The sequence below is a fragment of the Streptomyces sp. CB02959 genome (genome assembly GCF_002803155.1).
GTDB lineage: Bacteria > Actinomycetota > Actinomycetes > Streptomycetales > Streptomycetaceae > Streptomyces.
On record NZ_NNBP01000002.1, the window covers coordinates 313,227 to 336,164 of the forward strand.

At 75.1% G+C, this 22,938-nt stretch carries 19 protein-coding genes; 8 read left to right on the forward strand and 11 right to left on the reverse strand.

Annotated elements, in window-relative coordinates:
• Nucleotides 1-69 precede the first annotated feature (69 nt).
• The gene (locus tag CG747_RS04680; RefSeq protein WP_100600319.1) at nucleotides 70-3,270 is read left to right on the forward strand and encodes a cytochrome P450; all 3,201 of its coding nucleotides are present in this window, start codon (nucleotides 70-72) and stop codon (nucleotides 3,268-3,270) included.
• A gap of 54 nt (nucleotides 3,271-3,324) precedes the next feature.
• On the opposite strand, the gene CG747_RS04685 is transcribed toward CG747_RS04680, so the two are convergent.
• Nucleotides 3,325-3,864, reverse strand: coding sequence for a DUF2165 domain-containing protein (locus CG747_RS04685; RefSeq protein WP_100600320.1), 540 nt, complete (start codon nucleotides 3,862-3,864; stop codon nucleotides 3,325-3,327).
• 127 nt (nucleotides 3,865-3,991) lie between these two features.
• Here CG747_RS04685 and CG747_RS04690 point away from each other — a divergent pair, with 127 nt between their 5' ends.
• Nucleotides 3,992-5,041 (forward strand): phosphatidylinositol-specific phospholipase C domain-containing protein, encoded by a 1,050-nt coding sequence (locus tag CG747_RS04690; protein WP_100600321.1) that lies wholly within the window; start codon nucleotides 3,992-3,994, stop codon nucleotides 5,039-5,041.
• A 39-nt stretch (nucleotides 5,042-5,080) separates the two neighbouring features.
• On the opposite strand, the gene CG747_RS04695 is transcribed toward CG747_RS04690, so the two are convergent.
• The 7 genes from CG747_RS04695 to CG747_RS04725 all read right to left on the reverse strand — a co-directional run bounded on the left by CG747_RS04695 (nucleotide 5,081) and on the right by CG747_RS04725 (nucleotide 13,127).
• Nucleotides 5,081-6,127, reverse strand: a complete 1,047-nt coding sequence (locus CG747_RS04695) for a serine protease (protein WP_100600322.1) — start codon at nucleotides 6,125-6,127, stop codon at nucleotides 5,081-5,083.
• A gap of 133 nt (nucleotides 6,128-6,260) precedes the next feature.
• Nucleotides 6,261-7,193 (reverse strand): phosphatidylinositol-specific phospholipase C, encoded by a 933-nt coding sequence (locus CG747_RS04700; protein WP_100600323.1) that lies wholly within the window; start codon nucleotides 7,191-7,193, stop codon nucleotides 6,261-6,263.
• A 127-nt stretch (nucleotides 7,194-7,320) separates the two neighbouring features.
• A complete protein-coding gene (gene egtD / locus CG747_RS04705) occupies nucleotides 7,321-8,283 on the reverse strand; it encodes an L-histidine N(alpha)-methyltransferase (RefSeq protein ID WP_100600324.1) in 963 nt (320 codons plus the stop codon).
• Nucleotides 8,280-9,035: an ergothioneine biosynthesis protein EgtC gene (egtC, locus tag CG747_RS04710; RefSeq protein WP_100600325.1), complete on the reverse strand. Its 756-nt coding sequence runs from the start codon at nucleotides 9,033-9,035 to the stop codon at nucleotides 8,280-8,282. The genes egtD and egtC overlap by 4 nt, the downstream gene beginning before the upstream one ends.
• Nucleotides 9,035-10,360: an ergothioneine biosynthesis protein EgtB gene (gene egtB / locus CG747_RS04715; protein ID WP_100600326.1), complete on the reverse strand. Its 1,326-nt coding sequence runs from the start codon at nucleotides 10,358-10,360 to the stop codon at nucleotides 9,035-9,037. Before egtB ends, egtC begins: the two co-directional genes overlap by 1 nt.
• Entirely contained in the window at nucleotides 10,357-11,682 is a 1,326-nt protein-coding gene (egtA, locus tag CG747_RS04720) for an ergothioneine biosynthesis glutamate--cysteine ligase EgtA (RefSeq protein WP_180985387.1), read from the reverse strand. The genes egtB and egtA overlap by 4 nt, the downstream gene beginning before the upstream one ends.
• Before the next feature lie 233 nt (nucleotides 11,683-11,915).
• On the reverse strand, nucleotides 11,916-13,127 hold the full coding sequence (locus tag CG747_RS04725; RefSeq protein ID WP_100600327.1) for a pyridoxal phosphate-dependent aminotransferase: 1,212 nt from the start codon (nucleotides 13,125-13,127) through the stop codon (nucleotides 11,916-11,918).
• Nucleotides 13,128-13,244: 117 nt separating this feature from the next.
• On the opposite strand from CG747_RS04725, the gene CG747_RS04730 reads away from it, so the two are divergent.
• Nucleotides 13,245-13,889, forward strand: a complete 645-nt coding sequence (locus tag CG747_RS04730; protein WP_100600328.1) for a winged helix-turn-helix transcriptional regulator — start codon at nucleotides 13,245-13,247, stop codon at nucleotides 13,887-13,889.
• Nucleotides 13,890-14,292: 403 nt separating this feature from the next.
• On the opposite strand, the gene CG747_RS04740 is transcribed toward CG747_RS04730, so the two are convergent.
• Nucleotides 14,293-15,186 (reverse strand): helix-turn-helix transcriptional regulator, encoded by an 894-nt coding sequence (locus CG747_RS04740; protein WP_100600329.1) that lies wholly within the window; start codon nucleotides 15,184-15,186, stop codon nucleotides 14,293-14,295.
• A gap of 225 nt (nucleotides 15,187-15,411) precedes the next feature.
• Here CG747_RS04740 and CG747_RS04745 point away from each other — a divergent pair, with 225 nt between their 5' ends.
• The 3 genes from CG747_RS04745 to CG747_RS04755 are packed head-to-tail and all read left to right on the forward strand — an operon-like array spanning nucleotide 15,412 to nucleotide 18,733.
• Entirely contained in the window at nucleotides 15,412-16,410 is a 999-nt protein-coding gene (locus tag CG747_RS04745; protein ID WP_100600330.1) for an NADPH:quinone oxidoreductase family protein, read from the forward strand.
• A complete protein-coding gene (locus tag CG747_RS04750; protein ID WP_100600331.1) occupies nucleotides 16,407-17,591 on the forward strand; it encodes an acyl-CoA dehydrogenase family protein in 1,185 nt (394 codons plus the stop codon). The genes CG747_RS04745 and CG747_RS04750 overlap by 4 nt, the downstream gene beginning before the upstream one ends.
• Nucleotides 17,588-18,733 carry an acyl-CoA dehydrogenase family protein gene (locus CG747_RS04755; protein WP_100600332.1) on the forward strand — a complete coding sequence of 382 codons (1,146 nt, stop codon included), beginning with the start codon at nucleotides 17,588-17,590 and terminating at the stop codon, nucleotides 18,731-18,733. Before CG747_RS04750 ends, CG747_RS04755 begins: the two co-directional genes overlap by 4 nt.
• A 66-nt stretch (nucleotides 18,734-18,799) precedes the next feature.
• Here CG747_RS04755 and CG747_RS04760 read toward each other — a convergent pair whose 3' ends face one another.
• Complete coding sequence (locus tag CG747_RS04760; RefSeq protein ID WP_100600333.1) at nucleotides 18,800-19,408, reverse strand: hypothetical protein; 609 nt, start codon at nucleotides 19,406-19,408, stop codon at nucleotides 18,800-18,802.
• A gap of 215 nt (nucleotides 19,409-19,623) precedes the next feature.
• Between CG747_RS04760 and CG747_RS04765 the strand changes: the two genes are divergently transcribed.
• On the forward strand, nucleotides 19,624-20,973 hold the full coding sequence (locus CG747_RS04765; RefSeq protein WP_100600334.1) for a hypothetical protein: 1,350 nt from the start codon (nucleotides 19,624-19,626) through the stop codon (nucleotides 20,971-20,973).
• A gap of 34 nt (nucleotides 20,974-21,007) precedes the next feature.
• Here the strand turns inward: CG747_RS04765 and CG747_RS04770 are convergent, their stop codons facing one another.
• The gene (locus CG747_RS04770; protein WP_100600335.1) at nucleotides 21,008-21,541 is read right to left on the reverse strand and encodes a cell wall hydrolase; all 534 of its coding nucleotides are present in this window, start codon (nucleotides 21,539-21,541) and stop codon (nucleotides 21,008-21,010) included.
• A 136-nt stretch (nucleotides 21,542-21,677) separates the two neighbouring features.
• Between CG747_RS04770 and CG747_RS04775 the strand changes: the two genes are divergently transcribed.
• Entirely contained in the window at nucleotides 21,678-22,904 is a 1,227-nt protein-coding gene (locus CG747_RS04775) for a S1 family peptidase (RefSeq protein WP_100600336.1), read from the forward strand.
• Nucleotides 22,905-22,938 lie beyond the last annotated feature (34 nt).

Genomic DNA, 22,938 nt, shown 5'->3' on the forward strand with positions numbered 1-22,938 from the left:
GACGAACCACTGCACAATCATGCAGTTCCCCGGGGCGGGGCCGGCCACCGGGCCGGTCACGCTGGAGACATGACCGACACCATCGCGCCCCAGACGGGCGACCGCGCCACCGCCGTGAGCGTCCCGGTCGCCGACCTCACGGCGACCGGGATCAGCACGACGCCCATTCAGCAGGCCATGGACCTCGCCCGGATCCACGGCCCCGCCTTTCTGCGCAAGTTCGGTGCGCGCGAGACGCTGTTCCTCTCGTCCCTGGACCTGGTCACCGAGGTCGCCGACGAGACCCGTTTCGCCAAGGGCGTCTCGGTGGTCCTGGAGGGCGTACGGGAGTTCGCCGGTGACGGTCTGTTCACCGCCTACAACGACGAGCCCAACTGGGCCAAGGCCCACGAGGTCCTGATGCCGGCCTTCGCGCTGGGCTCGATGCGCACGTACCACCCGGCGATGCTGAAGGTCGCCCGCCGGGTCACGGCGGCCTGGGACCGGCGGATGGCCGAGGGCCGCCCCATAGAGGTCGCCGACGACATGACCCGGATGACCCTGGACACCATCGGACTGGCCGGCTTCGGCTTCGACTTCGAGTCGTTCTCCCGGGACACCCCGCATCCCTTCGTCGAGGCGATGGTGCGGTGCCTGGAGTGGAGCATGACCAAGTTCGCCCGTCGGCCCGGCACCGACCACGCGGCCGCCGACGCGGCGTTCCGCACCGACGCCGACTACCTCGCGTCCGTCGTCGACGAGGTGATCGCCGCCCGCACGGCCGGCGGTGAGCTGCACGACGACGACCTGCTGGGCCTGATGCTCGCCGCCACGGAGGGCAACGCGGCGCACCAGGGGCCGGTCCTCGACCTCGCCAACATCCGCAACCAGGTCATCACCTTCCTGATCGCCGGTCACGAAACCACCTCCGGCGCGCTCTCCTTCGCCCTGTACCACCTGCTCAAGGACCCGGTCGCGCTGCGGATGGCGCAGCGTGAGGCCGACGAGCTGTGGGGCGACGACCCCGACCCGGACCCCACCTTCGAGGACATCGGCAGGCTGGCGTTCACCCGCCAGGTGCTCAACGAGGCGCTGCGGCTGTGGCCGACCGCCGCCGCCTTCACCCGCCAGGCCCGCGCCGACACCGTGATCGGCGGCCGCTACCCGGTCGCCGCCGGCCAACTGGTCACCGTCCTCACCCCGATGCTGCACCGCGACCCGGTCTGGGGCGACAACCCCGAGGCGTTCGACCCGTTCCGCTTCGGCCCGGCGGCCGAGGCGGCCCGCTCCCCGCACGCCTACAAGCCGTTCGGCACCGGTGAACGCGCCTGCATCGGGCGGCAGTTCGCGCTGCACGAGGCCACCATGCTGCTGGCCCTGTTGGTGCACCGCTACCGGCTGATCGACCACACCGGCTACCAGCTCCGCATCAAGGAGACCCTCACTCTCAAGCCCGACGGCTTCACCCTCTCCCTCGCCCCCCGCACGCCCGCCGACCGGGCCGCGACCCGCGCCGCGCTGGCCGTGCTGCCCGGCGGGCCCACCGGGTCCGCGGACGGCGACGCCACCGGCGCCGCGCCCGACGAGGGCCTGCCCACCCGCGTCCCGCAGGACACCGGCCTGCTCCTGCTGCACGGCACCAACTACGGCACCTGCCGGGAGTTCGCCGAGCGGCTCGCCGACGAGGCCGCCGCGCTGGGCTTCGCCACCGAGGTCGCGCCGCTGAACGCCTGCGCCGGCGGACTCCCCGCCGACCGCCCCGTCGTCATCGTCGCCGCCTCCTACAACGGCCAGCCGACCGACGACGCCGCCGCGTTCACCGCCTGGCTCGGCACCGCGCCCGAGGGCGCCGCGGCCGGCGTCCGCTACGCCGTGCTGGGCGTCGGCGACCGCAACTGGGCCGCCACCTACCAGCAGGTCCCCACCCTCCTCGACGACCGGTTGGCGGCCCTCGGCGGCGAGCGGCTGCTGCCCCGCGCCGAGGCCGACGCCTCCGGCGAACTCACCACCACGGTGCGGAAGTTCGGCGCCGAACTGCGCACCGAGCTGCTGACCCGCTACGGCGACCCGGCGAGCGTCGGCGACCGCGGCCCCGACGGCGCCGCCGACGACGCCGGCTACACCGTCACCGCGCTCACCGGCGGCCCGCTCGACGCCCTCGCCGCCCGGCACGACCTCGTCCCCATGACCGTCACCGAGGCGTACGACCTGACCTCCGACGGCTGGGCGCGCCCCAAGCGCTTCCTGCGCCTGGCGCTCCCCGACGGCGTCTCCTACCGCACCGCCGACCACCTCGCCGTCCTGCCGGCCAACACCCCCGAGGCGGTGGACCGCACCGCGCGGGCGCTCGGCGCCGACCTGGACACCGTGCTGGCGCTGCGCCCGCCGGCGGGCCGCCCGGCCCGTGACACCCTGCCCCTCGACCGCCCGCTGACGGTACGTCAACTCCTCACTCATCACCTGGAGTTGGGTATCCGCCCGACCCGCGAGCAGCGTGCCCTGCTCGCCGCCCACAACCCCTGCCCGCCCGAGCGGCATGCCCTGGAGAACCTCCCCGAGGACGATCCGCGCACCCTCGTCGAGCTGATCGAGGCCCACCCGGCGCTGCGCGGCGCACTGCCCTGGCCGGTGGTCCTGGAACTGCTGCCGCCGCTCCGCACCCGCCACTACTCGCTGTCCTCGTCGCCGGCCGCCGATCCCCGGCACGCCGACCTGATGGTCTCGCTGCTGCCCGGCGGCACCGGCTCGACGTATCTGCACACCCTGCGGCCCGGCGACACCCTGCTGGCCCGGGTCCAGCCGTGCCGGGAGGCGTTCCGCCTCGACCCGGCCGACGACACCCCGGTCATCCTGGTCGCCGCCGGCACCGGGCTCGCCCCGTTCCGCGGCGCCGTCGCCGACCGCGTCGCGGCCGGCCGGACCACCCCGGCCCGGCTCTACTTCGGCTGCGACGACCCCGACGGCGACTTCCTGCACGCCGCGGAGTTCGCCGCCGCCGAGCGGGCCGGCGCGGTCGCCGTGCACCCCGTCTTCAGCGCCCGCCCCGAAAACGGCCACCGCTTCGTCCAGCACCGGATCGCGGCCGAGGCCGCCGAGGTGTGGGAGCTGCTGCGGGCCGGCGCCCGGGTCTACGTCTGCGGCGACGGAAGCCGGATGGCGCCGGGCGTCCGGGACGCGTTCCGCGCGGTGCACCGGGCCCGCACCGGCGCCTCGGAGCAGGAGTCGGAGGCGTGGCTGCGCGAACTGACCGCGTCCGGCCGCTACATCGAGGACGTCTACGCGGCGGGCTGACGTCCCGCCGGGCCCAGGCGGCGGGTGCGCTGCTCGCGCACCCGCCGCCGCCCGTCACGCCTCCGCGCTCTCCGGCCGCTCGGACGTCCCCGACCACTGCACCACCAGCAGCACCAGGCCGGTCACGAGGAAGTTCCGCACTGCGGCCTCCACCCCGTTCCACTGCTTCGACTGCCACATCGAGAACCACTCGCCGCCGATCGCCCAGAACCCGGCGCCGAACAGCAGCAGCATCATCAGCAGCCCGATGGTGGCCAGCCGCCGCGCCCGCCCGGCACCGCCGGACCGCCCCCGCACGGCCCACAGCGCGGTGGCCGCGAGCAGCACCAGCGCCGCCACCGACTCCCACGCGATCACCGCCACGTACGCGGCATCCTGTAGGCCCCGCGAGGTGATGGCCCGCCACATCAGGTCCGGGTCGTGGAAGGTGGTGTCCATCGCCAGCACATGGCGGACGTACTCCCGGTTGGTGCCGAAGTCGGTGATGTTGCCGAAGGCGACCAGCGCTATGTAGAGCGCCACCGTCCCCGTCAGCACCGCCGCCGCCCACGACAGCCCGCCCGAGCCGGCTTGGCCGGTCCCCCGATTCTGCATCCGTACACCCTTTCGCTTGGTCGTTTGCGTCGCTGACCGTATCGCGCCCGCTTCCGTTCCGCCCGCCGGCGGCCAACTCCCGTACCCTGCTCACCGACCAGGCAGGACATGAGGGGAAGCGGGGCCCATGAACAGGAAGCGGTGTGCGGGAACGGTCGCCGTCGCGGCGGCGGCGATGATCGCGGCGACGAGCCCGGCAGGGGCCGAGCCGATCGCCATGAAGATCTCCAACACCTACGACACCAGCACCGCGGTCGGTGTCCACAACGCCTACGAGAAGGCCACGTACCCGTATCTCGCCGATGCGTTGGACTCCGGTGCCGCGCTCGTCGAGGTGGACGTCTGGACCAACGGCCTGGGCGGCTCGTGGCGGGTCTCGCACAGCAACCCGCTCGGCAACAACAACAACTGCGTCGGCGCGGCCACCGCCGCCGAACTGCGCACCAAGGACCGCAACCAGGACTTCGCCGGCTGCCTCGCCGACCTCCGGGCCTGGCACGACGCCCACCCCGGCCACCGCCCGATCCTCGTCAAGGTCGAGATGAAGGACGGCTTCAACGCCAAGGGCGGCCGCGGACCCGCCGAATTCGACGCCCTGATACGCCAGAAGCTTGGCGACGCGGTCTACGGGCCCGGCGACCTGGCGGCCGGCCACGCCACCCTCGACGAGGCGGTACGGGCCGGCGGCTGGCCGCCGCGCGCCGACCTGGCCGGCAAGTTCCTCTTCGAGCTGATCCCGGGCACCGTCGAGGAGAAGAACCCGTTCGACAAGCTGTGGACCGACGTCGAGTACGCCGGCCACCTCAAGGACCTCGCCGCACAGGGCCGACTGGGCCGGGCCGCCGCCTTCCCCGCCGTCCACGGCGCCGCCGCCGGCGACCCCCGGGCCCGCTACGCCGACGCGGCCCTGCGCCCCTGGTTCGTGGTGTTCGACGGCGACGCCGCCAGGTATCTCGACGGCACCATCGACACCTCCTGGTACGACGCCCGCCACTACCTGCTCGTCATGACCGACGCCCACAAGGTCCCGCCGGCCCTGGACGCCACCCACCCCACCGAGGCGGAGGCCCTGGCCCGGGTCGGGAAACTCGCCGCCGCGCACGCCAGTTTCGCCACCGCCGACTGGTACCCGCTGCCGTCCGTCCTCGCCACGGTCGTCCCGCGCGGCGGCGCCTGACCGGCCTGACCGACCCACCGGACCGGACCGGGCCGCCCGCTAGCCGCGGGTGGCCCGCCGGTACAGCGCCGCCACATCCGCCCCGAAGCGACTGCTGTACGACGTGCTGTCGTCCCCGCCCTCCTCCTGACCGCCGATCAGCCCGATCAGGGAACCGGTGCCGGTCGCCGGGTCGACGTCGGTGAGCATCGGGCCGCCGCTGGTCCCGGCCGGGAAGCCGGCGCAGGGGAAGCGGAGCTGGCCCGGCCCCTCGGCGTCGGCGGTGTGCCGGCAGTTGACCGGGGTGTCGCGGTCGGACGGATAGCCGGTCAGCTGCGCCGGCCGGCCGGGCGGGGCGTCGAACCGGATCAGTTCGGCGCCGGTGACGTCCTCGATCCGCTGATCGGTGCCCCCGTGCCGGCGCACCCGGAGGAACGCCACGTCGTGGTCCGGGTCCCGGTCGCTGATCCAGCGCGGGTCCACGTAGATCCGGGTGGGCACCCACAGGCCGTACGGCGCGGTCCCGTCGTGCAGGCCGGGCGCGAAGACCAGCCGGGTGCGGAAGCCGCCGTCGTGGACGCAGTGCGCCGCGGTGGCGATGAGGTTCCCGGCGGGGGAGTGCACCACGCTCGCGCTGCAGTAGTGGCCGGTGTCGCCGTCGGGGCCGGGGGAGAAGAGCGCGCCGACCGGCGGCGACGGCGCCGCCGTGGTGGCCACCAGGGGGCGGGAGGCGGGCAGCGGGGCCGGGGCGTCACCGCCCCGGGGCGCGGCGACGGCCGGCGGGCCCGGCAGCTCCCGGTACGGGCCGGCCAGCACCGCGGCCGCGGCCCGGTCGCCGGCGGACCGCGAGGAGACGTACGTCCCGGTGACCGGGTCCCCGGGCGCCACGTACGGGTCCTGCCGCGCGGCCTTCAGCGCCAGCGCCGTACCGCCGACGACGACGGTCAGCACCCCGAGCGCCACCGTCACCCGCAGCGGCACCCCGGCGCGGGCCCGACCGGTGCGGAGCGGCCGGCCCGCCCCCGGCCACTTCGGCGCCCCGGCCGCGTCGTGCGTCCGTCGCGCGTCCTGTGCCGCCGCCCCGGGCCCGCGTTCGCTCGTCTCCACCAGGTGCCGCCTTGCCGCTTCAGCCGGCGCGGCCGCACCGCGCACCGTCGTGCGGGGCGGGGGCAGCGCCGGAACCAGACATTTCATCCAGTCTGATGCACGGTGGCCCGTGGTGGTTCGGTTCGACGGCCGATCACGTGTGCGCGTGGGCCGGCAGAGTGACGCCGAGCCCGGCCAGGTTGTGCCGGATCAGGGTCTCGGCCATCCCGAACTCGTTGGGGAAGTCCATCGGGACGATGCCCAGCCCCCGCCAGGCGCTGCCCTCCGCACCCTCCAGCAGGCTCTTGACCTGCGGGTTGAGGCGGTCGGCGTTGGACCGCGGCGGGAGCAGCGCGGCGGTCGAGACGTAGTTGACGAAGAGCTTGCCGGGCTGGCCGACGGCCTTGCGGAACTGGGCCTCGACCTTGGGGTACTTCCCGATCGGCTCGGTCATGTAGTCGTCCTGGATGTCGAACTGCGCCGGGTCGGCGTACCGCACGCCGCCCAGCCCGTCCGAGTCCGCCAGCAGCACGACCCGCCCCCGGGCCGCGCCCAGCACCGGCAGCCCCGGGTCCAGCCGGAACAGCGAGCGGTAGCCCTTGCCGTCCAGGTAGCTGTCGAAGATCCGGCGGAAGTCCTCCGCGGAGACCTCCGAGTACTCCTGCTTGACCCGCATCAGCACGGTCTCGGTGGGATGCGCCCGGAGGAAGTCCCGGCACGCGTTGAGCACGTCGCCGAACATCAGCTCCTGGTAGAACGCGCCGTGGTGGATCGCGAAGACGCCGTCGATCGCCCGGCAGCGGACGTCCAGGAACCGGATGCCGGAGGCGAGTTGCTCGGCAACCGAGGTGTTCTGGCACGCCACCCAGGGCCCGCCGATCCGCGCGCCGGAGTCGTGGGTGCCGGGGATGCTCAGCCCCTGCACGGGCGTGGCGTCGCCGAGCGCGGACATCCAGTCCTGCACCGAGACCGCGGTCGGGGCCGCGGCCGCCGCGGACCCCCCGCCGCCGATGCCCGCCAGCAGTCCGGCGGCGGACAGCCCCGCCGCGCCTCTGAGGAAACTCCGCCGATCCAGCGCCGTGCCCATGCCCTGTCCCTCCGTCGAGCCCGTGTGGCCCCGTACGCGGCGGGCACGCCCGGCGGCGCGTACGGATGTGCGATCGGGGCATCGAACCACATCGACGGAGGGAGGGGCACCCGTCGGGCGAAACCGATCAGATCCGCAGCGCCAGCGACAGCGCGATCCGGCCGGCGCTGTCGGTCCACCACTCGGTCAACTTCATCCCGGCGGCGGCGAGTTCGGCCCGCACGCCGTCCTCCCGGAACTTCGCCGAGACCTCCGTGCGCAGTTCCTCGCCGGCCGCGAACGGCACGATCAGATCGACGCCGGGGATCTTCACGGTCAGTTCCGAGCGGGCCCGCAGCCGCATCTCGATCCACTCCTCCGCGGCGTTCCACCGCGCGACGTGGTCGAAGTCGGCCGGGTCGAAGTCGGCGCCCAGCTCGCGGTTGACGACCGCCAGCACGTTCTTGTTGAAGTCGGCGGTCACCCCGCGGGCGTCGTCGTACGCGGCGACCAGGGTGGCCTCGTCCTTGACCAGGTCGGTGCCGAGCAGCAGCGCGTCGCCGGGGGCGAGCAGGTCGTGGACGGAGCGCAGGAACGCGGCCCGCTCGTCCGGCAGGAGGTTGCCGATGGTGCCGCCGAGGAACGCCAGGAGCCGGGGGCCGGGCGTGGCGGGCAGGGTGAGGCCCGGCTGGAAGTCGGCGACCAGGGCGTGCACGGTCAGCCCCGGATGTGCGGCCAGCAGCCCCTCGCCGGCCGCCCGCAGCGCGGACTCGCTGACGTCGACCGGCAGGTAGGTGTGCAGGTCGGTGAGGGCGCGGAGCAGATGACGGGTCTTGTCGGACGAGCCGGAACCCAGCTCGATCAGGGTGCGGGCGCCGGTGGCGGCGGCTATCCGGTCCGCGGTGGCGCGCAGGATCTCGCGTTCCGCACGGGTGGGGTAGTACTCCGGCAGGGTGGTGATCTCGTCGAACAGCTCGCTGCCGCGGGCGTCGTAGAACCACTTCGGCGGCAGTTGCTTGGGCGTACGGGACAGCCCCGCGACGACATCGGCGCGCAGGGCGGCCGCGGTGGCGTCGGCGGGCAGGGTGCGGGTGATGCTGAGGGGGCTCACGTTGCGGGCTCCTTGAGCGGGGTGAGGCGGACCTCGGTGCGGGTGGCGCAGAGCAGGGTGCTCTCGGGGACCTCGGTCCAGTGGGGGGACTCGTCGTAGGGCTCGGAGGCGACGACCCGGCCGCCGCCGGGTATGGCCAGGTGGAACAGGGTGTCGCCCCAGGTGGTGCCGGCGATGCGGGTGCCGTCGGTCAGCAGCAGGGTGAGCCGGGAGCCGGGCGCCGCCGCGGCGACCTCCTCGACCGTGTCGGCCAGCGCCTGGCCCGGATCGTCGCCGGCGATCAGCCGGCGGTGCACCAGGGCCCACAGGAACGCGGAGTCGTTGCGGGCCTGGAGCCGCAGTAGCTCCTCCGCGGGCAACCCGGCGGCCAGCGGCGCCATGGTGCCGGGCCACCCGGCCACCGCGCCGTTGTGGCTGAAGAGGTACCGCCCGGACGCGAACGGCGCGGCGGCCGCCTCGGCGTCCGCTCCGGCCACGGTGGCGTCCCGGACGGCGGCGAGCAGCGCCCCCGTGCGGACCACCCTTGCCAGGTCGGGCAGTTGCTCGTCGGCCCAGATCGGCCCGGCCCGCCGGTAGCGGGCCGGCACCGGGTCGCCCGGCGCGTACCAGCCGACGCCGAAACCGTCCGCGTTGACCGTGCCGTGCCGCTGGTGGCGCGGCGCCCAGGACTGCCGGTAGAGGCCGTTCGGCGGGGCCAGGACCACCTGCCCGAACGGTATCTCCGGACCCACGTACGCGAGATGACGGCACATCAGGTCAGGTCCCCGGCCGACGCCCCGGCGTTCCGGGCGGTGCGGAAACCGGAGAAGATCTGCCGGCGCACCGGGAGGTCCCAGTTGCGGAAGGTGCCGCGGCAGGCGACCGGGTCGACGGCGAACGAGCCGCCGCGCAGCACCTTGTGCGCACCGCCGAAGAACACCTCGGAGTACTCCCGGTAGGGGAAGGCGGCGAAGCCGGGGTAGGGCAGGAAGTCGCTGGCCGTCCACTCCCAGACGTCGCCGATCAGCTGGTGCACGCCGAGCGGCGAGGCGCCTTCGGGGTAGCTGCCGACCGGGGCCGGCCGCAGGTGCCGCTGGCCGAGGTTGGCGCGGTCCGGGGTCGGGTCCGCGTCGCCCCACGGGTAGCGCCGCTCCCGCCCGGACGCCGGGTCGTGGCGGGCGGCCTTCTCCCACTCGGCCTCGGTGGGCAGCCGCCGCCCGGCCCATCGCGCGTAGGCGTCCGCCTCGTACCAGCCGACGTGCAGCACCGGCTCGTCCGGCGGCACCGGCTCGGTCACCCCGAACCGGCGCCGCAGCCACTGCCGGCCCTCCCGGCGCCAGAACAGCGGGGCCCGCAGCCGGTGTTCGCGCACCTGCGCCCAGCCCGCCGGGGCCCACCAGCGCGGGTCGTCGTAGCCGCCGTCCTCGATGAAGCGCTGGTACGCGCCGTTGCTGACCGGCGTGGTGTCGAGGAAGAAGGGCGGCACCGTCCGCCGGTGCGCGGGCCGTTCGTTGTCCAGCGCCCAGGGTTCGGTGGACGTTCCCATCAGGAACGCCCCGCCGGGTATGAGGACTTCCGACGGCAGCGGGCCGGCCGGCGCGGCCGGTGGCTCGGGCGCGGTGAGCACCGGCGGCCCGGACCGCAGCTGATGGGTGATCAGCATCGTCTCGTCGTGCTGCTGTTCGTGCTGCGCGATCATCCCGAAGGCGAAGCCGGCGGTCAGCAGCGGCCCGCCGTGCAGCTCGGCCCGCTCCAGGACGTCCAGCACCCGGCCGCGCACCTCGGCGACGTAGCCGTGCGCCTCGGCCGGGGCCAGCAGCGGCAGCGCGGGCCGCTCGGCCCGCGGGTGCTCGAAGGCGTCGTAGACGGAGTCGATGTCCGGGCGCAGCGCGTCACGGCCGCCGACGGTGCGCAGCAGCCACTGCTCCTCCTGGTTGCCGATGTGCGCCAGGTCCCACACCAGCGGTGACATCAGCGGGGAGTGCTGGGCGACCAGGTCGGGGTCCTCGACGCAGGTGGTCAGCGCGCGGGTGCGGTCGCGGGCCGTGAGCAGTGCCGCGGCGGCCCGCTCCCGGAACGGCTCGGGGTCGATGGTCACTGGCTGTCCTTCCCACGGATGAGGCGGCCCTCGGCCGCGGTGCCGGCGCCGTCCTCGACCGGGCCCCGGCCGTCGGCGTCCGCCGCGGGCAGCGCGTCGAGCTGGTCGTCGGCCGGGCACCGGCCGCGCGCCACATAGCGCTCGGTGAACTCCGCGACCGCCGCGCGGATCCCGGGGGCGGCCCCCAGCCGCGGCAGCGCCTCCTGAGCGGCGGCGAAGCAGGCCACCGCGGCGGCGTGCAGCTCGGGGTCGGTCAGCCCGTCCCGGGCCGCGGTCCGCCACAGCGGGTTCTCCGGTGCCGGACGCCAACCTGCCGTCTCCGCAAGGGGCTTGACGGCACGGTAGGCGTACTCGGCGGCCTCCGGATCGTCGAAGAGGGCGACCGTGACGGCCAGTGGCACGATCCACCCGTCCGGGCCGGGCTGCGCGTCGATCATCCGCAGTTCCAGATGGCCGCGCGGCCGAACGGGCGGGAAGAGCGTGGTGACGTGGTAGTCGAGGTCCTCCCATGTCACCGGCCGCGGGTCGCCGGTGCGGACCCACTCCCGGAAGGTGAGGCCCTCCGGCGCGTCCCACGGGCCGTCCGGGCGCCGGACGCACATCACCGGGGCGTCCAGGGCGTAGCGGGCCCATGCGGTGCGCGGGTCGGCGTCCTGCGGCGGGGCGCAGGTGCGGCCCGGGTCGAGCTGCGCCCAGATGGCCTGGCGGGTGGTGCGGTAGCCGGTGGGCCGACCCTCGGCGAGCGGCGAGTTGGCGAACGCGGCGGCCAGCACGGCACCCAGCAGATGCGCCAGCAGCCACCGCCGGCCGAGCCCCAGCGGCCCGGGTTCCTCGTGCCCGGCGTCCACGCAGACCTGCACGGAGGCGGTGCCGCACATCATGGAGCGACCGGCCGGGCCGCGGCGGTCGAAGTACGCCTCCATGGCGTCGTAGCGGGGTGCGGTGAGCACCCGCCGCGGGGGGTGCCAGGGATTGTGGCCGTGTCCCGCGAGACCGAGGCCCCGCTCCGCGAGGACGGGGCGGACCCGGGCGAGGTCGGCGGTGACCGCCTCGACGCAGGCGGTGAGGGAGGCGGCGGGCAGCGAGCTGAGCTCCAGCTGGCCGCCGGGTTCGAAGGTGAGGCAGGAGTGCAGCGGCAGGGCGCGCAGGGCGTCCTCCGCGGTGCGCATCCGATCCGGTGCGACCGGACATCGGGGGTTGCGCGCGTCGTGGACCAGGAGCTCGATCTCGACGCCTATGCGACGGGGTGGACCCGTCTTGAAACAGATCCCGCGTAGATGGGCCTCAAGTTCCGCTTCCGACACTGCTGGTCGTACGGGCATCGCTTCCCTCTCCCCTCCGGGGCGGCGGCTGGACTGCCGCCCTCCACCTAAGCCGCTGTGGGCGGTGCGCTCAAGGGCGCCTGCCCGCGGCGGACGGCCCGGTGCGGGGGACCGGGCAGGTGGGACGGGGGAGGGCCGCCGGGAAACGGGTACACCCGTTCGGGTGCCGGGCGGCCGTGACCGGGGAGGGAGGGCCGCGGTGCCGGTCCGCCTCCCCGGCGGCGGTGCGCCCGCTACTGCCGGTAGCCGGCCAGGAACCGCCCGATCCGGCTGATCGCGGCGTCCAGGTCGTCGGCGTGCGGGAGGGTGAGGATCCGGAAGTGGTCCGGGCGCGGCCAGTTGAAGCCGGTGCCCTGGACGACCTGGATCTTCTCCCGCAGCAGCAGGTCCAGCACGAACTTCTCGTCGTCGTGGATCTTGTGGACCGCCGGGTCCAGGCGCGGGAAGGCGTAGAGCGCGCCCTTGGGCTTGACGCAGGAGACGCCCGGGATCTCGTTGAGCCGCTCCCAGGCCCGGTCGCGCTGTTCGCGCAGCCGGCCGCCGGGGAGGACCAGGGCGTCGATGCTCTGCCGGCCGCCGAGCGCCGCCTGGATGGCGTACTGCGCGGGGGCGTTGGGACACAGCCGCATCGAGGCGAGGGTGCCCAGCCCCTCCAGGTAGTCCGCGGCGTGCTCCTTGGGGCCGGAGACCACCAGCCAGCCGGAGCGGAAGCCGGCCACCCGGTACGACTTGGAGAGGCCGCTGAAGGTCAGGCACACCAGGTCCGGGGCGAGCACCGCGGCGTGGTGGTGGACGGAGTCGTCGTAGAGGATCCGGTCGTAGATCTCGTCGGCGAAGACCATCAGGTGGTGGCGGCGGGCCAGGTCGAGCATGCCCTCCAGCACCTCGCGCGGATAGACCGCGCCGGTCGGGTTGTTGGGGTTGATGATGACCAGCGCGCGGGTCCGGTCGGTGATCTTCGAGGCGAGGTCGTCGAGGTCCGGCAGCCAGTCGGCGGACTCGTCGCAGAGGTAGTGCACCGGTTTGCCGCCGGCGAGTGAGGTGACCGCCGTCCAGAGCGGGAAGTCGGGCGCGGGGATGAGGACTTCGTCCCCGTCGTCCAGCAGCGCCTGGATCGCCATCGAGACCAGCTCGGAGACGCCGTTGCCCAGGTAGACGTCGTCGACGTCGACGTCCTGGAGTCCGGCCTCCTGGTAGCGCTGGGCCACCGCGCGGCGGGCGGGGAGGATGCCGCGGGACTCCGTGTAGCCGTGTGCGCGGGAGAGGTTGCGCATCATGTCCTGGAGGATCTCCTCCGGGCACTCGAAGCCGAACAGCGCCGGATTGCCGGTGTTCATCCGGAGCACGCTGTGGCCGGCCTCCTCCAGCGCGTTCGCGTGCTCGATCACCGGTCCGCGGATCTCGTAGCAGACGTCGGCCATCTTGCTGGACTGCTTGAACTGCATGCGGCGGCCTCCTCGTTCTCTCTCGCCCGCCGCGGGGCGCGGCAGCACTCGTGACACCGTACTTGGTTTTCCCAACTTCGGACTTGGAAAATCCAATCACATGTCTATGCTGGTGTCATGCCGCGTCGAAGCTATGACCAGTACTGCGCCGTCGCCCGGGCCCTGGACGCCGTGGGCGACCGCTGGACGCTCCTGATCGTCCGGGAACTGCTCGGCGGCTCCCGGCGCTACACCGACCTCCACGCCGACCTCCCGGGCGTCAGTACGGACATGCTCGCCTCCCGCCTGAAGGACATGGAGCGCGACGGGCTGCTGATCCGCCGCCGACTCCCCCCGCCCGGCGCCGCCTTCGTCTACGAACTCACCCCGCGCGGCCACGCCCTGCTCCCCGCCCTGGCCGCACTCGCCGACTGGGGCGCCCCCGCCCTCGGCGAACCGCGCCCCACCGACGCGGTCCGCGCCCACTGGTTCGCGGTCCCCCTGATGGCCCGGCTCGCCCGGCACTTCGCCGGCGGCCCGGTGCGCGTCATCGGCATCGCCCTGGACGAGGGCGCCTTCCACGTCGTACTGGACCCGGACGGAACCCCCGCCGCCCGCTACGCCGACGGCCCCGCCCCCCACCCCGACGCCGTCCTGCGCATGGACACCGCCACCTGCGCCGCCGTCGCCCACGACCGCCTCTCCCTCGCCGAGGGCCTGGCCGCCGGCTGGATCGAGGAATCCCACCCGGACGCCCGGCCCACCGACCCCATGGCGGTCTGAAGCGGGCGACCGCCCGACCGCCCGCCGACCGCCCCACTCGACACCGACCGCCCCACTCGACACCGACCGCTCACGCGGCGCCGCCCGCCGCCCTTGCCGCTGGCGGCCGCCCGTGCCACCGTCCGTCCGGTGGACGCAGACCGGACACCGCCCCACCCGCCCTCCGAGACGGCTCGCTGGCACACCCATGACCTCTCCCTCCACCCCGACCGGGTCGTCAAACGCTTCCGCCGCGCCGAGGGCCCCGGCCCCTACGAGCGCGAACGGCGTGCGCTGACCCTGCTCGGCACGCACGCCCCGGGCGTCGCCCCCGTCCTGCTGAGCGCCGGTCTGGTACCAGGACGCGCGGGGCGTCCGGGCGCAGCTGCCGCTGCTGGCGGAGTACGGGGTGCGGGGGAGGCGGCTATGGGCGCTCGGGTTCGAGGATCCGGGCGTCTGGGCCGCGTTCCGCGGCGAGGAGGCGTAGCGCGGCCTCGGAGGGCGAGCCCTCGGCGGCGGTGTACATGAGGACGCCCTGACCGGAGCCGTCCTGGGTCTGCATCATCTCGAAGTCCAGGGTCAGGTCGCCCACCAGCGGATGGTGGAAGTCCTTGGTGCCGAAGGTGCAGTTGTTGACCGCATGGCGCGACCACAGGGTGCTGAACTCGGTGCTCTTCATGGACAACTCGCCGATGAGCTCGGCCAGTTGCTGGTCGTCGGGGCGGGCCCCGGCGGCCATCCGGAGCGCGGCGACGGCGCGCCGGGTCTCCGTCTCGCGGTCCGGGTAGAGCTCGCGGGTGTGCGGGTCGAGGAAGAGCAGCCGCTGGGTGTTGGGCCGGTCCGCGGGGCGGGACGGGCCGTCGAAGTCCAGGTGGCCGGCGAGCAGGGCGTGCCCGAGGCGGTTCCAGGCCAGGACCTCGAAGCGCGGTCCGAGGGCGACGGCCGGTACGCCCTCGATGGCGGCGAGCAGCTGCCGCATGCCGGGGCGGGCCATGGCGGGGCGGACCGCCGGGCGGCGCCGGTTCGGTGCCGGGCGGGCCAGCTGGCGCAGGTGGGCGCGCTCGTCGGGGGTCAGCCGCAGCGCCCGCGCCAGGGCGTCCAGCACGCCCTCGGAGGCGTTGTGGCTCTGGCCCTGTTCGAGGCGGGTGTAGTAGGCGATGCTGACGCCGGCGAGCTGGGCGAGTTCCTCGCGCCGCAGTCCGGGGACCCGGCGGCGGGCCCCGTAGGAGACCAGGCCGACGTCCTCCGGCTGCAGCCGGGCGCGGCGGGTGCGCAGGAAGTCCCCCAGTGCGGAGGGGCCGGTGGCGGGTGAGTCCATGTCCGCCAGTCTGCGCCACGGGGCGGCCGGGTTGCCTGTCCCTGTCGTTGGCAGGCTGCCGGGTGCGGGTGCGGGTGCGGAGGGGGCGACGGGCCGGGCGGGGCGCCTGTGACGGGCCCGGCCGGAACTGTTCCTTCGGGATTACCGACTGCTTAGTATGCATCGTGGCGAGGGCCGGGCCGGCCCCGCACCAGCCGTACGACTTCAGGTCTGTGGAGGCATCAGGTGAAGGCATGGCGCGTGCACGCGAACGGGGAACCGCAAGCGGTGATGCGGCTGGAGGAGGTGCCGGACCCGCAGCCCGGCCCCGGCCAGCTGCTGCTCCGGGTGCGGGCGGCCAACGTCAACTTCCCCGACGCGCTGCTGTGCCGGGGCCAGTACCAGGTCCGGCCGCCGCTCCCGTTCACCCCCGGCGTGGAGATCTGCGGCGAGGTCCTGGCCGTGGGCGAGGGAGCGGCCGGCGAGGTCGGCGCGCGGGTGCTGGCCCAGCCGGCGCTGCCCGGCGGCGGCTTCGCCGAGCTGGCGGTCGCCGACGCCGCGACGGTCCGGCCGGCCCCCGAGGCGCTGGACGACGCGGAGGCCGCCGCGCTGCACATCGGCTACCAGACCGGCTGGTTCGGACTGCACCGCCGGGCCCGCCTCCAGGCGGGCGAGACGCTGCTGGTGCACGCCGCGGCCGGCGGCGTCGGCAGCGCCGCCGTCCAGCTGGGGCGGGCCGCCGGCGCCCGGGTCATCGGCGTCGTGGGCGGACCCGAAAAGGCCCGTACCGCCCGCGAGTTGGGCTGCGACCTGGTCCTCGACCGGCACACCGACGACCTCGTCGCGGCAGTCAAGGAGGCCACCGGCGGGCGGGGCGCGGACGTGGTCTACGACCCGGTCGGCGGCGACGCCTACACCAAGTCCACCAAGTGCATCGCCTTCGAGGGCCGGATCGTCGTCGTCGGCTTCGCCGGCGGCACCGTCCCCACCCCGGGCCTCAACCACGCCCTGGTCAAGAACTACACGATCCTGGGCCTGCACTGGGGCCTCTACAACGCCAAGGACCCGGCCGCCGTCGACGCCTGCCACAAGGAGCTGACCGCACTCGCCGCCCAAGGGGCGATCAAGCCGCTGATCGGCGGCCGGGTCCCGCTGGCGGGAGCCGCCGACGCCGTCCAGCGGGTCGCCGACGGGGACTCCGTCGGCCGCCTCGTGGTGGTTCCCGGAACGGAGGAGACCCGATGACTGACGCCGCCGACCTGCGCCGGCGCACCGCCGACCTGCTCGCCTCCCACCCGCCGGCCACCACCGGCCGGCTGGACTTCCTGCGCGCCCGCTTCGACGCCGGACTCGCCTGGGTGCACTTCCCGGCGGGACTCGGCGGCCTGGACGCCCCGCGCGCCCTGCAAAGCGCCGTGGACGCCGAACTGGCCGCCGCCGGCGCCCCGGACAACGACCCCGGCCGGATCGGCATCGGCCTGGGGATGGCCGCGCCGACCGTCCTGCGCTACGGCACCGAGGAGCAGAAGAAGCGCTTCCTGCGGCCGCTGTGGACCGGCGAGGAGGTGTGGTGCCAGCTCTTCAGCGAGCCCGGCGCCGGCTCCGACCTGGCCGCGCTCGCCACCCGCGCGGTCCGCGACGACGCCGGGGACTGGATGGTCGACGGGCAGAAGGTCTGGACCTCCAGCGCCCACCTGGCGCGCTGGGCGATCCTGGTCGCCCGCACCGACCCGGCCGTGCCCAAGCACCGCGGGCTGACCTACTTCGTGTGCGACATGACCGACCCCGGCGTCGAGGTGCGGCCGCTGCGCCAGATCACCGGCGAGGCGGAGTTCAACGAGGTCTTCCTCACCGGCGTCCGGATCCCCGACGCCCACCGCCTCGGCGACGTCGGCGACGGCTGGCAGGTCGCCCGCACCACGCTGATGAACGAGCGGGTCGCCATCGGCGGCGCCCGCACCCCCCGCGAGGGCGGGATGATCGGCGTGGCCGCGGCCGCCTGGCGCGACCACCCCGCACTGCGCACCCACGACCTGCACCAGCGGCTGCTGAGGCTCTGGGTGGACGCCGAGGTCGCCCGGCTCACCGGCGCCCGCCTGCGCCAGCAACTCTCCAAGGGCCAGCCGGGCCCCGAGGGCAGCGGCATGAAACTCGCCTTCGCCCGGCTCGCCCAGCAGATCAGCGGCTGGGAGGTGGAGTTCCGCGGCGAGGACGGCCTCACCTACGACGACTGGACGCTGCGCCGCCCCGAGGGCGTCGACTTCACCGGCCGCGAGGCCGGCTACCGCTACCTGCGCGCCAAGGGGAACTCCATCGAGGGAGGCACCTCCGAAGTGCTGCTCAACATCGTGGCCGAGCGCGTCCTGGGCCTGCCGCCCGAGCCGCGCACCGACAAGGACGTCGCGTGGAAGGACCTCCCCCGATGACCCGCACGACCGGGACCCCCGAACCCGACCTCCTCTACTCCGCGGAGGAGGACGCGCTGCGCGCCGCCGTACGGGCGCTGCTCGCGGACCGCTGCGCCCCAGCCACCGTACTGGCCGGACTGGAGACCGCCCGCCCCCACGACCCGGAGCTGTGGCGGGCTCTGGCCGTGGAGATCGGCGCCGCCGGGCTGCTGGTCCCCGAGAAGCTCGGCGGCCAGGGCGCGGGCCCCCGCGAGGCCGCCGTCGTCCTGGAGGAGTTGGGCCGCGCGGTCGCACCGGTGCCGTACCTGACCAGCGCGGTGCTCGCGGTCACCGCCCTGCTCGGCTGCGACACCGACCGGGCCGAGGTCGCCGGACCGCTGGCCGCGCTCGCCGAGGGCCGAACCGTCGGGGCGCTCGCCGTCCCCCTGCCGACCGCACCCGGCGGGACCGGCGCGCCCACCGTACGGGCGGACGCCGCCGGCGCGCTCACCGGCCGGATCACCTCGGTCGCCGGCGCCGCCGGTGCCGGGCTGCTGCTCGTCCCGGCCGAGGGCCCGGACGGCCCGGCGCTCTACGCGGTGGACGCCGCGGCGGACGGCGTGCGTACCGAGCCGCTCACCCCGCTCGACCTGACCCGGCCGCTGGGCCACGTGGCCCTCGACCGGGCCCCCGGCCGACTGCTGGCCCGCGGGGAGCGGGCCCGGGCCGCCGTCGACCGGGCGCTGCTCACCGGCGCCGGTCTGCTCGCCTCGGAACAGCTCGGGCTCGCGGAGTGGTGTCTGACCGAGACCGTGCGGTACACCGGCGAACGCACCCAGTTCGGCCGCCCGATCGGCTCGTTCCAGGCGCTCAAGCACCGGATGGCCGCGCTGTGGCTGGACGTCGCCTCGGCCCGGGCCGCGGCCCGCAACGCCGCCGACGCACTGGCCGGCGACCACCCCGACGCGCCGGTGGCGGTCGCGGTGGCCCAGGCGTACTGCGCGCCGGTGGCGGTGCGCACCGCCGAGGAGTGCGTCCAACTGCACGGCGGCATCGGGATGACCTGGGAGCACCCCGCGCACCTCTTCCTCAAGCGCGCCAAGGCCGACGAACTCGCCCTCGGCACGCCGGGGCGCCACCGGGACGCGCTGGCCGGGCTGGTCGGCCTGGCCGCGCCGTAGGCGGACCGGCGGCGCGCGCCGGGCCCGGAGCGGACCCCGGCGCCGCCGCGCGGCCCGCCCGCCGGGTCAGTCGGTGACGGCGAACGGCCGGCTGAAGGCGTGCGCGGTGCCGCCGCCGGCGGCCACCTCCAGGGCGTAAGCCCGGCCGGGCGGCACCACGGGCAGCGTCACCAGGGCCTCGCCGGCGGTGGCGGCGCCGGCCCGCGGGGAGACCAGTGCCAGTCGCTGTATCCGGCCGCGGCCGGCGGCCTCGTTCAGCCAGACGTCCACCTCGGTGCCGGTGGTGTTGGTCCAGGCGACCGGGAAGCTGCTGTTGGTCCGCAGGCTTCCCGCGGCGGCGGGCGCGCTGACCTGGATCCGGCCGGCCGGGATCCGACCGCCGCCACGGGGGAGCGGCCCGTCCGGTCGGGGACCGGCGGGCCGGGTTCCGGCCGGGTCCGGTGCGGTGGCCGCGGCCCGGTCGGCCGGGCCCCCGGCGGCGTCCGGCCCGTCGCGGGTGACCGCGGTGCGGCCGGTGGCGACCGGGCCGACGGCGACGGCGGGGGCGGTGGGGGACGCGGGCTGTGCGGAGCCGGCGCGGTGCGAGGGGGCCAGTTCGAGGACCATCGTGCAGCCGACCGCGGTGGCGGCGACGGCGATGGCGAGGGAGTTGGCCGTCTCGGCGACCCTGCCCATCGTGTCCTCCTTTTCCTCGGGGGAGGGACGAGCCGGAACATCCCCGGCGACCTTGATCATCAAAAACCCGCGCCCGGCGACCACCTGCATGGGCAGCTCCGGCGCGACAGGACCGGGAGCGGGAGGGATACTGCCCGGCACCACCGGGCGATCAGTAAAGAATCCGTAAATTGGCAAGGGTGTCTTGAAAGTGCGGTTCGGGTAGCGTCGGAGCCATGAAGACCGCAACCCGCCGTGTGCTGATCGGACCGGTTCTCCTGCTGCTGGCGGCCCTCCTCGCGATGGTCACCGTGGCCGCCCCCGGTGCACATGCCGCAGGTGGGCTGGACGAAGCGGCCGCCGCGCTACGGAAGGGCCCGGTCTACGTCGACCCCCGCGCCTCAGGTCAGTTTTCGGCCAGCCAAGCGGACGCCCTCGCCAAGAAGATCAAGGACTCCGGCAAACCGGTCTTCGTCGCCGTCCTGCCCCGCACCTCCGACTACCAGCCGGCCACCGTGCTCCGGGACCTGCGCACCAAGGTCGGCATCAGCGGGGTCTACGCCATCGAACTCGGCGACGGCTTCAACGCCGGCGCCGACCCCCGCGTGATGCCGCGCAGCGCCGTCCAGAACCTCGTCGGCGCCGTCCGGCGCTCCGCGTACCCGACCGTCTCCGAGCGCCTCAACAGCTTCGTCGACACCGCCGCCACCGAGGCCCGCGGCCACGCCCCGGCCTCCTGGGGCGGCACCGGCGGCGGCTTCGGCACCGGCACCGCCGTCGGCATCGGCGCACTGATCGCCATCGGCGGCGGCGGCGCCTACGCCATCGCCCGCCGCAACCGCCGCAAGCGGGCCGAGGAGGAGCGCGCCGCCCTCGAAGACCTGCGGATCGTGGTCGACGAGGACATCACCGCCTTCGGCGAGGAACTGGACCGGCTGGACTTCGACCCGGGCGAGCCCGGCGCCGACGACGCGATGCGCACCGACTACTCCCGCGCCCTCGACGCCTACGAGGACGCCAAGTCGGCGATGGCCGCCGCCGAGCACCCCGGCGACGTCCACGCGGTGACCAAGGAGCTGGAGGAGGGCCGCTTCGCGCTCGCCACGCTCGCCGCGCGCCGGGCGGGCGGACCGCTGCCCGAGCGCCGGCTGCCCTGCTTCTTCGACCCCCGGCACGGCCCGTCGGTCACCGACGCCGGCTGGGCCCCGCCCGGCGGTGCCGAGCGCACCGTCCCGGTCTGCGCCGCCGACAAGAGCCGGCTGGAGGACGGCCGCGAGCCGCTGGCCCGTACCGTCCGCACCCCGCAGGGCGACCGCCCCTACTGGGACGCCGGCCCCACGTACGCCCCCTGGGCCGGCGGCTATTTCGGCGGCGGGCTGCTCCCCGGCCTCCTGGTCGGCACCACGCTCGGCCACCTGATGGCGGCCGGCCCCGCCTACGGCGCCGACTTCGGCGGCTACCAGGGCGCGGAGGGCGGTGACGTCACGGGCGCCGACTTCGACCCCGGTGACTTCGGCGGTGGCTTCGGCGACGGCGGCGGGGACTTCGGGGGCGGCGGCGACGGGGGATTCGGCGGCGGATTCTGACCGGCCCGGCCGGGCCGGTGCCCGCCCCCGCCGGCTACCCCTCCCCGGAGCCGCCCGCCGGCACCCGCTTGGCGCCCAGGAAGCGGGCGTACCGCGGCCGCGCCGCGAAGTCGGCGTACGACCACACCACCGGGCGGCCCACCTCCCGGCACAGGTGCAGCACCCGGTCCGGGCCCAGATGGACGCCGACGTGCGCGCCGTACCCGGCCGGCCGCCCGGCGACCGAACCGGCGTCGAAGAGCACCAGGTCCAGCGGCTCCGGCACCACGGCCCGCCGGGTCGCGGTGCGGTCCGCCCAGAGTTCGGCCGACCGCAGCGGCGGCACCCGCAGTCCGAAGTGGCCCAGCACGGTGTAGGCGTAGCGCTGGCAGTTGGCGCCCCCGCCGAGGTCCGGGGGCGCCCCCGGACCGGCCGCCCCCGGCCCGGCGGGGCGTGACGGGCATTCAGGTGTCCCGGCTCCCGGATGGCGGGCGCCCGAGTAGGCGACGTTGCGCAGCGCACCGGGCAGCGCGTCGTACGCGACCGGGCCGTGGGCGCTGGGGACTTGGGGGCGAGCGGTGGAGGCCACCGGGCCATCATGCCGGTGCTCTTCCCGGTGCTGCCCGGCGCGGTGTCGAGGAGTCTCGACGTGAGCTGATCCATGCACGTGCCCACGCCCGGTCCGTCCGGGCCCGACGTGTACTCGACACCGCGAGGAGACCTCGATGGAACGCCGCATTCCCAAAGCCGCCCTGTGGAGCGCGGCCGCGGCCGCCCTGCTGGCGGCCGTCGCCCCGAACGGTCCGGCGCGGGCCCTGCCGCAGCCCGACCCCAGCCCCCAGCCCTCGCAGCGCGGCATGCTCGACGCGATGCGTCGGGACCTCGGACTCTCCCCGGTCCAGGCCCGGACCCGGCTCGCGCAGGAGGCCGAGGCCCAGCACACCTCGCTCGCGGTGCGCCGGGCGCTGGCCGCGCCACCCGCCGGGATGTGGTTCGACAAGACCCTCGGCCGGCTCGTCGTCGCGGTCAACGACGCCGCCGACGCTCGGCGGGTGCGGGCCGCCGGAGCGGTGCCCAAGACCGTCCGGCACAGCCGCGCGACGCTCCGCGGCATGGTGCAGCAGATCGCCGACCGGGCCGGCCGGGGCGTGCCGGGCGTCACCGGCTGGGGCATCGACGAGCGCGCCAACGGCGTGGTGGTGCGGGTCGACCGCGCGGCACGCACCAACCGCACCGCCGGTTTCGAGAGCGCGGTCCGGCAGCTCGCGGTCCGCTCGCGGGTGCCGGTCTCCGTCGAGCGCAGTGACCAGGCACCGCGCCAGCAGAGCGGCACCGTCGTCGGCGGCGAGCGCTGGATGCCGGGCACCGACGGCATCTGCTCGATCGGCTTCTCGGTGACCGGTCCGGGCGGATTCCAGGGCTTCCTGACGGCCGGCCACTGCACCCGCAAGGCCGACCAGCCCGCGTACGGCAAGGACCGGAGCCGGGTGGGGACCTCCAACCGGGGCGGGACGCACAGCGTCAACGGCTACGAGGGCGACTTCGGCCTGGTGACGGTCGACCAGCCGGGCTGGAAGCTGAGCCCGGCGGTGGCCGGCCAGGGCGGCAGCCCGGTGGCCGTCACCGGCTCCCAGGAGGCTCTCGTCGGGACGTCGATCTGCCACTCGGGCCAGACCAGCGGCTGGCGCTGCGGCGAGGTCACCCGCACCGACCAGACCGTGGACTACGGCAACACCGTCATCTCCGGGCTGTCCTTCACCAACGCCTGCTCGGCGGCCGGGGATTCGGGCGGTTCCTACGTCGCCCAGCCCAGCGCCCCGAAGGCCGTCGGGGTGCACTCCGGCGGCGGCGCCGCGACCTGCGACGTCGGCGGGGACACCGTCACCATCTTCCAGCCGATCGACGAGCCGCTGCGGAAGTGGGACCTGAAGCTGGTGACCGGCACCCCGTGAACCGCGGCCCGGCCCCGGGGGCCTCCGCGTGCCG

Coding starts and splice junctions, on each gene's coding strand:
- CG747_RS04680 (WP_100600319.1), top strand. CDS start 70: ATGACCGACACCATCGCGCCCCAGACGGGCGACCGCGCCACCGCCGTG.
- CG747_RS04690 (WP_100600321.1), top strand. CDS start 3,992: ATGAACAGGAAGCGGTGTGCGGGAACGGTCGCCGTCGCGGCGGCGGCG.
- CG747_RS04700 (WP_100600323.1), bottom strand. CDS start 7,193: ATGGGCACGGCGCTGGATCGGCGGAGTTTCCTCAGAGGCGCGGCGGGG.
- CG747_RS04775 (WP_100600336.1), top strand. CDS start 21,678: ATGGAACGCCGCATTCCCAAAGCCGCCCTGTGGAGCGCGGCCGCGGCC.
- CG747_RS04760 (WP_100600333.1), bottom strand. CDS start 19,408: ATGGGCAGGGTCGCCGAGACGGCCAACTCCCTCGCCATCGCCGTCGCC.
- CG747_RS04755 (WP_100600332.1), top strand. CDS start 17,588: ATGACCCGCACGACCGGGACCCCCGAACCCGACCTCCTCTACTCCGCG.
- CG747_RS04725 (WP_100600327.1), bottom strand. CDS start 13,127: ATGCAGTTCAAGCAGTCCAGCAAGATGGCCGACGTCTGCTACGAGATC.
- CG747_RS04730 (WP_100600328.1), top strand. CDS start 13,245: ATGCCGCGTCGAAGCTATGACCAGTACTGCGCCGTCGCCCGGGCCCTG.
- egtA (WP_180985387.1), bottom strand. CDS start 11,682: ATGCCCGTACGACCAGCAGTGTCGGAAGCGGAACTTGAGGCCCATCTA.
- CG747_RS04740 (WP_100600329.1), bottom strand. CDS start 15,186: ATGGACTCACCCGCCACCGGCCCCTCCGCACTGGGGGACTTCCTGCGC.
- egtC (WP_100600325.1), bottom strand. CDS start 9,035: ATGTGCCGTCATCTCGCGTACGTGGGTCCGGAGATACCGTTCGGGCAG.
- CG747_RS04765 (WP_100600334.1), top strand. CDS start 19,624: ATGAAGACCGCAACCCGCCGTGTGCTGATCGGACCGGTTCTCCTGCTG.
- CG747_RS04685 (WP_100600320.1), bottom strand. CDS start 3,864: ATGCAGAATCGGGGGACCGGCCAAGCCGGCTCGGGCGGGCTGTCGTGG.
- CG747_RS04750 (WP_100600331.1), top strand. CDS start 16,407: ATGACTGACGCCGCCGACCTGCGCCGGCGCACCGCCGACCTGCTCGCC.